Annotated in this window: 13 protein-coding genes; all 13 read left to right on the top strand. The window is 38.2% G+C overall.

Features of this window, described 5'->3' with window-relative positions:
• Window positions 1-47: 47 nt before the first annotated feature.
• The 13 genes from mutM to KBU52_RS02995 all read left to right on the top strand — a co-directional run bounded on the left by mutM (window position 48) and on the right by KBU52_RS02995 (window position 13,269).
• Window positions 48-872, top strand: a complete 825-nt coding sequence (gene mutM / locus KBU52_RS03055) for a DNA-formamidopyrimidine glycosylase (protein ID WP_254724275.1) — start codon at window positions 48-50, stop codon at window positions 870-872.
• The gene (coaE, locus tag KBU52_RS03050) at window positions 872-1,465 is read left to right on the top strand and encodes a dephospho-CoA kinase (protein WP_254724274.1); all 594 of its coding nucleotides are present in this window, start codon (window positions 872-874) and stop codon (window positions 1,463-1,465) included. The genes mutM and coaE overlap by 1 nt, the downstream gene beginning before the upstream one ends.
• Before the next feature lie 84 nt (window positions 1,466-1,549).
• Entirely contained in the window at window positions 1,550-1,699 is a 150-nt protein-coding gene (rpmG, locus tag KBU52_RS03045) for a 50S ribosomal protein L33 (RefSeq protein WP_007519517.1), read from the top strand.
• Window positions 1,700-1,738: 39 nt separating this feature from the next.
• Complete coding sequence (secG, locus tag KBU52_RS03040; RefSeq protein WP_000282517.1) at window positions 1,739-1,972, top strand: preprotein translocase subunit SecG; 234 nt, start codon at window positions 1,739-1,741, stop codon at window positions 1,970-1,972.
• Between the two features lie 93 nt (window positions 1,973-2,065).
• Complete coding sequence (gene rnr / locus KBU52_RS03035) at window positions 2,066-4,408, top strand: ribonuclease R (RefSeq protein WP_254724273.1); 2,343 nt, start codon at window positions 2,066-2,068, stop codon at window positions 4,406-4,408.
• The gene (gene smpB, locus KBU52_RS03030) at window positions 4,371-4,838 is read left to right on the top strand and encodes an SsrA-binding protein SmpB (RefSeq protein ID WP_235084073.1); all 468 of its coding nucleotides are present in this window, start codon (window positions 4,371-4,373) and stop codon (window positions 4,836-4,838) included. The genes rnr and smpB overlap by 38 nt, the downstream gene beginning before the upstream one ends.
• 14 nt (window positions 4,839-4,852) lie before the next feature.
• Complete coding sequence (gene tehB, locus KBU52_RS03025) at window positions 4,853-5,713, top strand: SAM-dependent methyltransferase TehB (protein ID WP_254724272.1); 861 nt, start codon at window positions 4,853-4,855, stop codon at window positions 5,711-5,713.
• A 189-nt stretch (window positions 5,714-5,902) separates the two neighbouring features.
• On the top strand, window positions 5,903-7,051 hold the full coding sequence (locus tag KBU52_RS03020) for a hypothetical protein (protein WP_254724271.1): 1,149 nt from the start codon (window positions 5,903-5,905) through the stop codon (window positions 7,049-7,051).
• Window positions 7,052-7,288: 237 nt separating this feature from the next.
• On the top strand, window positions 7,289-8,245 hold the full coding sequence (locus tag KBU52_RS03015) for a competence protein CoiA (protein ID WP_254724270.1): 957 nt from the start codon (window positions 7,289-7,291) through the stop codon (window positions 8,243-8,245).
• Between the two features lie 18 nt (window positions 8,246-8,263).
• Window positions 8,264-10,066 carry an oligoendopeptidase F gene (gene pepF, locus KBU52_RS03010; protein WP_254724269.1) on the top strand — a complete coding sequence of 601 codons (1,803 nt, stop codon included), beginning with the start codon at window positions 8,264-8,266 and terminating at the stop codon, window positions 10,064-10,066.
• Between the two features lies 1 nt (window position 10,067).
• On the top strand, window positions 10,068-10,781 hold the full coding sequence (locus KBU52_RS03005; protein ID WP_074324722.1) for an O-methyltransferase: 714 nt from the start codon (window positions 10,068-10,070) through the stop codon (window positions 10,779-10,781).
• 74 nt (window positions 10,782-10,855) lie between these two features.
• Entirely contained in the window at window positions 10,856-11,845 is a 990-nt protein-coding gene (gene prsA, locus KBU52_RS03000) for a peptidylprolyl isomerase PrsA (RefSeq protein WP_254724268.1), read from the top strand.
• A gap of 212 nt (window positions 11,846-12,057) precedes the next feature.
• Window positions 12,058-13,269 (top strand): FtsW/RodA/SpoVE family cell cycle protein, encoded by a 1,212-nt coding sequence (locus tag KBU52_RS02995; RefSeq protein ID WP_254724267.1) that lies wholly within the window; start codon window positions 12,058-12,060, stop codon window positions 13,267-13,269.

The following is a 13,269-nucleotide window of genomic DNA, read 5'->3' as shown; positions in this document are numbered from 1 at the left end:
AAGAGGTGGGCAGGAGCCTGCTTCTTGTTTTTAAAGAAGGAGGAGCTATGCCTGAATTACCAGAAGTTGAGACTGTCCGACGTGGTCTGGAAAAATTGATTCTGGGGAAGAAGATTTCAAACATTGACATTCGTTACCCCAAGATGATTAAAACTGATTTGCATGAATTTCAGAAGGAAATGCCTGGTCAAGTCATTCAAACAATGGGACGTCGTGGCAAGTATTTGCTTTTCTATTTATCCGACAAAGTTTTAATCTCTCACTTGAGAATGGAAGGCAAGTATTTTTATTACCCAGACCAAGTTCCAGAACGCAAACATGCACATGTGTTGATTCATTTTAAGGATGGCGGGACTTTAGTCTATGAGGATGTCCGTAAGTTCGGAACTATGGAGTTGCTTGCTCCTGAGCTTTTAGAAGCTTACTTTATTTCAAAAAAACTTGGTCCGGAACCCACTGAGAAGGATTTTGATTTAGGGAGTTTTAAACTAGCCTTGAAAAAATCTAAAAAACCAATCAAATCGCATCTTCTCGACCAGACTTTGGTTGCAGGGTTGGGAAATATCTATGTTGATGAAGTTCTTTGGAGAGCGAAAGTCCATCCTTCTAGAACCTCTAATAGTTTAACAGCACAAGAGGCTAGAAAAGTACATGATGAAACGATCAATGTTTTAGGTCAGGCGGTTGAAAAGGGTGGTTCAACAATTCGCACTTATACCAATGCATTTGGAGAAGATGGCACCATGCAGGAATTCCATCAAGTATACGACAAGGCAGGTCAAGCTTGTTCGCGTTGTGAAACCATCATCGAAAAAATTCAACTAGGTGGTCGTGGAACTCACTTTTGTCCTAAGTGTCAAAGGAGAAAGTGATGGGAAAAATAATCGGAATCACCGGTGGTATTGCGTCAGGTAAGTCCACTGTAACAGAATTTTTAAGACAAAAAGGGTTTCAAGTTGTAGATGCGGATGCAGTCGTCCACCAACTACAAAAACCAGGTGGACGACTCTATCAGGTTTTAGTGGAGCATTTTGGGGAGAAAATCCTTCTTGAAAATGGTGAACTGAATCGCCCCTTGCTTGGTAGCCTTATTTTTTCAAATCCTGAAGAGCAAGAATGGTCTAAGATAACCCAAGGTGAGATTATTCGTGAGGAGTTAGCTGCATTACGAAATCATTTGGCTCAAACAGAAGCTCTCTTTTTCATGGATATTCCTCTGCTTTTTGAGCAGAACTATGCTTCATGGTTTTACGAAACTTGGTTAGTCTATGTAAATCGTGATGTTCAATTGGAGCGATTAATGAAACGGGACCAAATTTCAAAAGAAGCAGCTGAATCCCGTTTAAACTCTCAATGGCCTTTAGAAAGAAAAATTAGTCTGGCTAGTCATAGTCTAGATAATAATGGAAATCAGGAACAGTTGATAGCTCAAGTAGTTCAGTTGCTTGAAGAAATGTGTCTATAAATTAACATTGTTAGGAAGGAGAATTTTGGTATTGTTTGTTCAAATCATCTTAGATTGAAATAGTATCAAATACAAAAAAATCTAATGCGTGTAAAAATTAATCTAAAATGCTCCTCTTGTGGCAGCATGAATTATCTAACCAGTAAGAACTCCAAAACACATCCAGATAAGATTGAAGTCTTAAAATATTGTCCCAAAGAAAGAAAAGTGACGCTACATCTTGAATCTAAGTAGAAATTATGGTAGAATAATAGGGATTTTAAGGAGTTTGATATGTATAACCTATTATTAACCATTTTATTAGTATTATCTGTTGTGATTGTGATTGCAATTTTTATGCAACCAACTAAAAATCAATCTAGCAATGTATTTGATGCCAGCTCTGGTGACTTGTTTGAACGTAGCAAAGCGCGTGGTTTTGAAGCCGTAATGCAACGTTTGACAGGAATCTTAGTCTTTTTCTGGCTAGCCATTGCCTTAGCATTGACGGTATTATCAAGTAGATAAGAAAATAATGGGCGAGACTAGGTCTTTGCCTATTTTTATTTTTGAAAGAAATAAGGTTTTACACCAAAAAAATTTACAATTTAGAAAGAAAACATGAAAGATAGAATAAAAGAATATTTAAAAGAAAAAGGACGAGTCACTGTAAATGACTTGGCCCAAGCTCTTGGAAAGGATGGTTCCAAGGATTTTCGAGAGCTCATTAAAACCTTGTCCCTGATGGAGAGAAAGCACCAAATTCGCTTTGAAGAAGATGGTAGTCTCACCTTGGACCAAAAGAAGAAACACGAGATTACTCTTAAAGGAACTTTTCATGCCCATAAAAATGGCTTCGGCTTTGTTAGTCTCGAAGGTGAGGAAGACGATCTTTTTGTAGGAAAAAATGATGTGAACTATGCCATTGATGGCGATACTGTTGAAATTGTAATCAAGAAGGTTGCGGATCGCCAAAAAGGAACTGCAGCTGAAGCAAAGATTATCGATATTTTAGAACACAGTTTGACGACGGTTGTTGGTCAAATCGTTCTTGATGAGGAAAAACCCAAGTATGCAGGTTACATCCGTTCAAAAAATCAAAAGATTAGTCAACCAATCTACGTTAAGAAACCAGCTATTCAATTAGACGGTACAGAAGTTCTCAAGGTCTTTATCGATAAGTACCCAAGTAAGAAACACGATTTTTTTGTCGCTAGTGTCCTAGATGTTGTTGGACATTCTACAGATGCAGGGATTGATGTCCTCGAGGTCTTGGAATCAATGGATATTGTGTCAGAGTTTCCAGAGGCTGTTCTTAAGGAAGCAGAGAGCGTTCCAGATGCACCATCTGAAGCGGATTTGAACGGACGTCTAGATCTGAGAGATGAAATTACATTTACCATAGATGGAGCGGATGCTAAGGACTTGGATGATGCTGTTCATATCAAACCATTGAAAAATGGAAATATCGAACTAGGTGTTCACATTGCCGATGTCTCCTACTATGTGACAGAGGGATCTGCTCTAGATAAGGAAGCTCTCAATCGTGCGACCTCTGTCTATGTGACAGACCGTGTAGTTCCAATGCTGCCAGAGCGCCTCTCAAACGGAATCTGTTCTCTTAACCCTCAAGTGGACCGCTTGACTCAATCTGCTATTATGGAAATTAATAAGCAGGGTCGTGTTGTGAATTATACGATTACGCAGACCGTTATCAAGACAAGTTTTCGTATGACTTATAGTGATGTCAATGACATTTTAGCTGGTGACGAGGAGAAGAGACAAGACTATAAGAAAATTGTTCCTAGTATCGAACTTATGGCCAATCTCCATGAGACTTTGGAAAGTATGCGAATCAAGCGTGGTGCTTTAAATTTTGATACCAATGAAGCTAAGATTTTAGTCGATAAAAAAGGCAAGCCAGTTGATATTGTCCTTCGTCATCGTGGTGTTGCTGAACGTATGATTGAGTCCTTTATGTTGATTGCTAACGAAACAGTTGCCGAGCACTTTAGCAAGCTGGACCTACCTTTTATCTATCGGATTCACGAGGAGCCTAAGGCTGAAAAAGTTCAGAAGTTTATTGATTATGCTTCGAGCTTTGGTTTGCGAATTTATGGGACTGCCAGTGAGATAAGTCAGGAAGCTCTCCAAGACATCATGAGTACTGTTGAGGGAGAGCCATATGCGGATGTATTGTCTATGATGCTTCTGCGTTCGATGCAGCAGGCTCGTTATTCTGAGCATAATCACGGTCACTATGGATTAGCTGCAGACTACTACACTCACTTTACCAGCCCAATTCGTCGTTATCCGGACCTCCTTGTTCATCGTATGATTCGTGACTATGGACGTTCTAAGGATGTAGCAGATCATTTTGAACAGGTCATTCCAGAGATTGCGACTCAATCTTCCAACCGTGAGCGTCGTGCTATCGAGGCAGAGCGTGAAGTCGAAGCCATGAAAAAAGCTGAATACATGGAAGAGTACGTTGGTGAAGAGTATGATGCAGTTGTTTCAAGCATCGTTAAATTTGGTCTTTTTGTCGAATTGCCAAATACAGTTGAGGGATTGATTCACATTACCAATCTACCTGAATTTTACCATTTTAATGAACGCGATTTAACCCTCCGTGGGGAGAAATCAGGAATTACTTTCCGAGTTGGGCAGCAGATCCGTATTCGTGTCGAAAGAGCGGATAAGATGACTGGTGAGATCGATTTTTCCTTCATTCCAAGTGAATTTGATGTCATTGAAAAAGGTTTGAAAGGTTCTGGTCGTAAGGATAGAGGGCGTCGTTCAGATAAGAAAGAAGACAAAAGAAAATCTGGTCGCTTAGGTGATAAGCGCAAGCATTCTCCAAAAGACAAGAAGAAAAAAAGCAAGAAACCTTTTTATAAGGAAGTAGTAAAGAAAGGAGCCAAGAATGGCAAAGGGCGTGGGAAAGGTCGTCGCGCAAAATAAAAAGGCGCACCACGACTATACAATCGTAGATACGCTAGAAGCAGGAATGGTCCTGACAGGAACTGAGATCAAGAGTGTTCGAGCAGCCCGCATCAATCTGAAAGATGGGTTTGCCCAAGTGAAAAATGGGGAAGTTTGGCTGAGCAATGTGCATATTGCACCCTATGAAGAAGGAAATATCTGGAATCAGGAACCCGAACGTCGTCGTAAACTCCTGCTCCATAAGAAACAAATCCAGAAATTAGAGCAAGAAACAAAAGGGACGGGGATGACCTTGGTTCCTCTTAAAGTTTATATCAAAGATGGCTATGCCAAATTACTTTTAGGACTTGCAAAAGGGAAACATGATTACGATAAACGTGAGTCTATCAAACGCCGTGAGCAAGATCGTGATATTGCGCGTGTGATGAAAGCTGTTAACCACCGATAGAAAGAGTGAAGAATATGGAAAAACTAGTTGCCTACAAACGCATGCCTGTCTGGAATAAAGACACCATGCCAGAGGCTGTTCAAAGAAAACACAATACTAAGGTTGGAACCTGGGGTAAGATTACCGTATTAAAAGGGATTCTTAAGTTTATTGAGTTGACCGAAGAGGGAGAAGTGATAGCTGAGCATCTCTTTAAAGCAGGTGCTGATAATCCTATGGTGCAATCTCAAGCCTGGCACAGAGTAGAAGCTGCCACAGACGATGTGGAATGGTACTTGGAATTCTATTGTAAACCGGAGGATTATTTCCCTAAGAAATACAATACTAATCCAGTTCATTCGGAAGTTTTAGAAGCTATGGATACAGTAAAACCATGTAAGGCACTAGACCTAGGATGTGGTCAAGGAAGAAATGCACTCTTTCTAGCTCAACAAGGCTTTGATGTCACAGCTGTAGATCAAAATGAGCTATCTCTTGAAATCTTGCAAAGCATTGTGGAGCAAGAAGATATAGAAATGCCTGTCGGTATCTACGATATCAATTCAGCTAGCATTGGACAAACTTATGATTTTATCGTATCAACGGTTGTGCTCATGTTTTTACAAGCAGATCGTATTCCAGCTATTATTCGAAACATGCAAGAACAAACCTCAATTGGAGGTTATAATTTGATTGTGTGTGCTATGGACACGGAGGATTATCCTTGCTCAGTGAACTTCCCATTTACCTTTAAAGAGGGTGAGTTGGCAAATTACTACAAGGACTGGGAATTAGTGAAGTACAATGAAAATCCAGGCCATCTCCACCGTCGCGATGAAAACGGAAATCGTATTCAACTACGTTTTGCAACCATGTTGGCTAAAAAAGTAAAATAAATGAAAAAAAGGAATAGAGAGCAGTTGTTTTCTATTCCTTATTTGTTACCCTAATAAGAAAGGGAATTCTCAATTTATGCTATACTAGAAGTAGGAGAAGTCGATGAAATGAAACAGAATTGTGATGGTTTTAAAATGATTCTAATCGACCACTATTCTTTCAAACTTTTTTGTAGAGGAGGTCTTAGGATGACTAGTCTTTTAATTGAACTGTACGACCGTCATACCATTGAGAAAAATGTCTATCAGGCTTTTGTCAGTGATTGTGATGAGATTTTATATCTTTCTACAAGAAAAATTGCTGAGGAAGAGAAGCTATCCTTGAAGCATTTTCTAATGGAACAAGTTCCACACTTAAAACAAGTACATTTTCGACAATTTCACCTAGAAAAAATCTGCCAGGAATTAGACGTATTTATCAATGATTTTGAGACAGTGACCATCGATGTTTTTGGTGGAGATAATCTATTAGCGATAGTTCTATATCAGTATGGTTTGGAGAAAGGTATTCCCATTATTGCTATGGATGTAGAACAAGGAATGCAGTATGCCTGGGAAAGGGATAAGATTTATGATAAAAAGTTAGAGATTCCTAGTTTATCTATTGAACAATTGATAGCTTTACGTGGTGGAAAAGTCCTTAAATCAAGAAGGCCTCAGCATTCTAATAAGCAAGTGCTAGCTATTAAAAAATTGGCCAAATATGCTATCGAAAATCCTGAAAAATGGTATCAGATTACCCAATTCTTTGCACTGGCAAAAACAAATGATTTTCACGCTGAAACAGCAAAAGTTTTAAAGAGTAATAGAAAAATTTATTCTTACCCCAGTAGCTTGATTCCTTTGTTCACAAAAGCTAATTTATTGAAAGTAGAAGAGGAAACAACGGATACTGTCACTTATACATTCCCAACACCAGAAGCACATCTGTTATGTCGAACTAAAGGGCATATTTTAGAATTGTATATCTATTTACTAGCTCTCGAGTCGGAGTATTTTAATGAATGTATGATTGGTACTGAAATTGACTGGAATGGGATTTTTCCTGAGGCTGACAATGTTCAAAATGAGATTGATGTTATTCTTCGTAAAGGTCACTCTGTAGTTTTCATTTCTTGTAAAATGACTGATCTAGCAGTTGAAGCTATTAACGAACTTGAAGTTTATGCCAATCATTTTGCAGGTGATAATTGTTTGAAAATAATTGTTTGCTCAGGCAAGATTAACCCCGTTTACAGTAATCGTTGTCAGGAATATGGTGTAATGGTGATAAAGCAGGATCAAATACAGAATCTTATTCCCATGTTACGGAAATATATGAAGAACAAACGTCAATGATACTAGATGTTATAGTGAAGAAGAGTCTGGGATAATAGTTCTAGACTCTCAATTGTCTTTGGATTGTCGAGCAAGACGCAGTGGTTGAGTGGGCTCTACTATGCTGATTTCATCAGCTTTTACAGCCCTACTCAACTGTGCGGAGGTGGGACGACGAAATCGAATTCTAACAAATTACCGATTTCTGTCCCACTCTCTTTTCTTATCCTTTTCGAATAAAGTAGAAAAGGGGGATATATGTTTATAGCTAGAGATGAAAAGGGTAACTTAATTAACGCTTTAGAGAATGAAGTAAAGAAACAAGTTTATTATTGTCCAGCTTGCGGAACGAGTGTTCGCTTGAAAAAAGGAAAAAATGTAAGAACTCATTTTGCGCATGAAAGTTTAAAAAGTTGTGATTTTTATCATGAGAACGAAGGACCAGAACATTTGGAGAATAAGGTGGCACTTTTTAATTGGGCTAAGAAAGATGCTGAAGTAGAAATGGAATATTCGATTCCTGAACTTAAGCAAATCGCAGATATCTTTATCAATAATAAAATAGCACTAGAAGTTCAGTGTAGTCATATTTCTTGCGAACTTTTACGGGAGAGAAGCAATGGTTATCGAAGTTTGGGAATTCAAGTTCTTTGGCTACTGGGAGAAAAGCTCTGGCCTAAAGATCGACTAACTAAACTTCAAAGAGATTTTCTTTACTTTAGTAATAATATGGGATTTTATCTTTGGGAGTTAGATCATAAAAAACAAGTTTTGAGGCTCAAGTACCTCCTTCACCAAGATTTGAAAGGGAAACTCCATTATCAGCTCAAGGAATTTTCTTATGGCAAAGGAAATCTCCTAGAAATTTTACGTAGTCCATATAAGCAACAAGCTCTTATTACTTTTTCAGTTGAACAGGACAAAAACATTTGTCGTTTCATTCAAAAACAACTCTACTATCAAAATCCCTATTGGATGAAACAACAAGCCCAAGCTTACTTGAGAGGAGAAAATCTTTTAAATCTAAAAAAACAGGACTGGTATCCCCAAGTAAGGCCGATAGAACATGGTCATTTTTGTCAGATAAGTCAAAATCTATATGATTATTATCGAAGCTTTCAGGCTTATTATGAACTGAATTCACAAAATCAACAACAAAAGCTCTATCCACCTGCCTTTTATCAGCAGTATTTCTCGAAAAATATGGTAAAATAGAAAGGATGGAGGAAATTTATGGTATTACAACGAAATGAAATCAATGAAAAAGATACATGGGATTTGTCCACTATCTTTGAAACAGACCAAAAATGGGAAGAAGAACTAGCCCTACTAACGGAAGATACAAAACAAGCAGCTAGTCTTGAAGGGCATCTTTTGGATAGCGCAGAGAGCCTATTAAATATTACAGAGCGTTATTTGGATTTGAGCCGTCGTCTTGAAAAACTCTATGTCTACGCTCATATGAAAAACGACCAGGATACACGAGTTGCTAAATATCAAGAATATTATGCAAAGGCAATGACTCTATACAGTCAACTAGATCAAGTCTTTTCTTTCTATGAGCCAGAATTTATGGCAATTACTGAAGAGCTGTATCAAAACTTTTTAGCAGAAGAACCAAAACTCAAGCCTTATAAACACTTCTTTGATAAACTCTTGCAAAATAAGGAACATGTCCTTTCACAACGTGAAGAAGAGTTGTTAGCAGGTGCTGGTGAAATCTTCGGGGCAGCTAGTGAAACCTTTGCTATCTTAGATAATGCAGATATCGTCTTTCCATTTGTTAAAGATGAAGATGGAAATGAAGTGCAGTTGTCACATGGTGTCTATATGCGCTTAGTAGAATCTAAGAACCGTGAAGTTCGTCGTGGTGCATATGAAGCACTATACTCTACCTATGAGCAATACCAGCACACTTACGCTAAAACCTTGCAGACCAATGTAAAAGTACAAAACTACCGTGCAAAAGTTCGGAACTACAAGAGTGCGCGTGAAGCAGCTCTTGCAACCAACTTTGTTCCAGAAAGTGTCTATGACAACTTAGTATCTGCTGTTCGTAAGCATTTGCCATTATTGCATCGTTATCTCGCACTTCGTTCAAAAATCTTGGGTATTCCAGATCTTAAAATGTACGATGTCTATACACCACTGTCTTCAGTAGAATACAGCTTTACTTATGAGGAAGCCTTGAAGAAAGCAGAAGATTCTTTGGCTGTTCTTGGTGAGGATTACTTGAGTCGTGTTAAACGCGCCTTTAGCGAACGTTGGATTGATGTGTATGAAAACCAAGGCAAGCGTTCAGGTGCATACTCTGGTGGTTCCTACGATACTAACGCCTTCATGCTTCTTAACTGGCAAGATAACCTAGACAATCTCTTTACTCTTGTACATGAGACAGGTCATAGTATGCATTCTAGCTACACGCGTGAAACACAACCTTATGTATACGGAGATTACTCAATCTTCTTGGCAGAAATTGCTTCAACAACCAATGAAAATATCTTAACTGAAAAATTATTGCAAGAAGTTCAAGATGACGCAACACGCTTCGCTATTCTAAACAACTTCTTGGATGGTTTCCGTGGAACAGTCTTCCGCCAAACTCAATTTGCTGAATTTGAACATGCTATTCACCAAGCCGATCAAAATGGTGAAGTCTTGACAAGCGAGTTCTTAAACAATCTCTATGCTGACTTGAACCAAGAATATTATGGCTTGAGCAAGGAAGACAACCCTCAAATTCAGTACGAGTGGGCTCGTATCCCTCATTTCTACTATAATTACTATGTATATCAATATTCAACAGGCTTTGCAGCAGCTTCGGCCTTGGCTGAAAAGATTGTTCATGGTAGTCAAGATGATCGTGACCGTTATATTGATTACCTCAAGGCTGGGAAGTCAGACTATCCTCTTAATATCATGCGAAAAGCTGGTGTTGATATGGAAAAAGAAGACTATCTTAATGATGCCTTTGCAGTCTTTGAACGCCGTTTGGATGAGTTCGAAGCCCTTGTTGAAAAATTAGGATTAGCATAAAATGGTTGAGTCATACAGTAAAAATGCTAACCATAACATGCGACGGCCTGTTGTTAAGGATGAGATTGTGGAATTTATGCGCCACAGACAAGAGCAGGTGACTGGTTCTTTAAAAGAACTAGAAAACTTTGCTCGCAAGGAGAATATTCCTATCATTCCTCATGAAACAGTCGCTTATTTCCGTTTTCTAATGGAAACAATTCAACCAAAAAATATTTTAGAAATTGGAACGGCAATTGGCTTTTCAGCACTTTTGATGGCTCAACATGCCCCAGAGGCTAAAATTACAACCATTGATCGGAATCCTGAAATGATTGGTTTTGCCAAGGAAAATTTCGCCAAGTTTGATAATCGCCAACAAATCACTCTTTTGGAAGGCGATGCGGTAGACGTTTTGTCAACATTGACAGAGACCTATGATTTTGTTTTTATGGATTCTGCAAAATCCAAATACATCGTATTTTTGCCAGAAATCCTAAAACACCTTGAGGTTGGTGGAGTAGTTGTCTTGGATGATATTTTCCAAGGTGGAGACATTGCTAAGGATATTATGGAAGTCCGACGCGGGCAACGAACCATTTATCGTGGTTTGCAAAGACTATTTGACGCAACTCTAAACAATCCAGGATTAACAGCTAGTCTAGTTCCTCTTGGAGATGGAATCTTGATGCTAAGAAAGAATCAAGCAGAAATAGAACTGCCTGATGTTGATTAATTTCAGATATTTTTAAGACAATTTAGTAAAATAGATAAGGTAAACATTTATCTAGTGTATAAAAAGGAGTAAACATGAAGAAAAAATTATTGGCTGGTGCCATCACTTTGTTATCAGTAGCTACTTTGGCTGCTTGTTCAAATAGCTCTCAAGGAGCTGACCTCATCAGTATGAAGGGTGATGTCATCACTGAGCACCAATTTTATGAAGAAGTGAAAAACAACCCAACTGCTCAACAAATCTTGCTCAATATGACAATCCAAAAAGTTTTTGAAAAACAATATGGATCTGAAGTAAGTGACAAAGAAGTAGAAGATGCGGTAGCAGAAGAGCAAAAAAGATATGGTGATAGCTATCAAATCGTTCTTTCTCGTGCTGGTATGACAGCAGAAAGCCGTAAAGCTCAAATTCGTACAAGTAAACTAGTTGAATATGCTGTTAAGAAAGCTGCAGAAGCTGAATTGACAGATGAGAACTACAAAAAAGCTTACGATGAGTACACACCAGAAGTAACTGCTCAAGTGATTAAACTTGACAGTGAAGATAAGGCTAAAGAAGTACTTGCTAAAGCGCAAGAATCTGGAGCTGACTTTGCACAATTGGCTAAGGATAATTCAACTGACGAAAAGACAAAAGCAAATGGTGGAGAAATCACCTTCGACTCTGCATCAACAGAATTGCCAGACGTTGTTAAAAAAGCAGCCTTTGCCCTAAATGTTGATGGAATCTCAGATGTGATCACAGCTCCAGGTACGCAAGCTTATTCAAACAGTTTCTATATTGTGAAATTGACCAAGAAAACAGAAAAATCTTCTAACTGGGAAGATTATAAAGAAAAATTGAAGACAGTTATACTGACTCAAAAACAAAATGATGCTACTTTTGTTCAAGGTGTAATTAGTAAAGAGTTGCAGGCAGCAAATATCAAGGTTAAAGATCAAGCCTTCCAAAATATCTTTACTCAGTACATTCAAAGTGATACAACAACTCAAACGACAACAACATCAGCAGCAACTGAAACGACCACAACTGCAGCTGAAACGACAACAACATCTTCAAACTAAAGATGAAAACTCTATCTTTCTACTCTTGAAAGGTAGAGTTTTTTTGGAGATTTCTTAGCTAAAATCCCAAAATATAAATAAATGTTTGTGAATTCTAAAAGCTTAAATTCTAGGCTTTAACGGATAAGAGTTTTTTTCTAGTCTAAAAAGTGGTATAATAGCATGTAAAACTAGAATTAATAGAAAATTAAAAATTTAGTGGATGGTGAAATATGAAAATTAGTAAAAGGCACCTGTTGAATTACTCTATTTTAGTGCCCTATATTCTCTTATCCGTTCTGGGATTGATAGTGGTATATTCGACAACGAGTGCATCCTTGATTCAGGAGGGTAAGAGCGCCTTTCAATTGGTTCGAAATCAGGGCTTGTTTTGGATTGTTAGTTTGTTGCTTATTGCAGTAATCTATAAACTGAAACTTGGTTTTCTTCGAAACGAACGTTTGTTATTTATCGTTATGTTTGCTGAGTTAGTGTTACTAGCTTTAGCTCGTTTGATTGGTATTCCCATCAATGGTGCTTACGGTTGGATCAAAGTAGGACCTATTACTGTTCAGCCTGCGGAATACTTGAAAATTATCATCATTTGGTACTTGGCTCAACGTTTTTCAAAACAACAAGAAGAAATTGCCGTTTATGATTTCCAAGTTTTAACTCAAAACCAATGGTTGCCTAGATCCTTTAACGATTGGCGGTTTGTACTTCTAGTCATGATTGGTAGTTTGGCTATTTTCCCTGACCTTGGAAATGCTACAATTCTCTTTTTAGTAGCATTGTTGATGTACTCAATTAGTGGGATAGCTCACCGATGGTTTGCAACTATTCTTGGAGTATTGACCAGTTTATCCTTTGTTTCTCTAACAACCATTAAGTTTATTGGTGTTGAGAAGTTTTCTAAGATTCCAGTATTTGGATACGTAGCTAAACGATTCAGTGCTTTCTTTAATCCCTTTGATGATGTCGCTGGTGCAGGACACCAATTGGCAAATTCATACTATGCTATGGTAAATGGAGGATGGTTTGGGCTAGGATTAGGAAACTCTATCGAAAAACGAGGCTATCTACCTGAGGCACACACGGACTTTGTTTTCTCTATTGTAATTGAAGAGTTTGGATTTGTTGGTGCCAGTCTTATTTTAGCTCTATTATTCTTCCTAATTCTTCGTATTATTTTAGTGGGGGTACGAGCAAAAGATCCGTTCAACTCTATGGTAGCAATCGGTATTGGTGGGATGATTTTAATTCAGGTATTCGTTAATATCGGAGGGATTTCAGGATTGATCCCTTCAACAGGGGTAACCTTCCCATTCCTTTCTCAAGGGGGGAATAGTCTCCTGGTTCTATCAGTAGCTATCGCCTTTGTGTTAAATATCGATGCTAGTGAAAAACGTGCAAAACTTTATAGCGAGTATGAAGCACAGCTCTAA

Origin of the sequence: Streptococcus sp. 9.1(2021) (assembly GCF_030466425.1) — a bacterium.
GTDB classification, from domain to species: domain Bacteria; phylum Bacillota; class Bacilli; order Lactobacillales; family Streptococcaceae; genus Streptococcus; species Streptococcus wuxiensis.
Note: the sequence above shows the minus strand (reverse complement) of the source record. Positions and strands in the feature narration are given on the sequence as shown.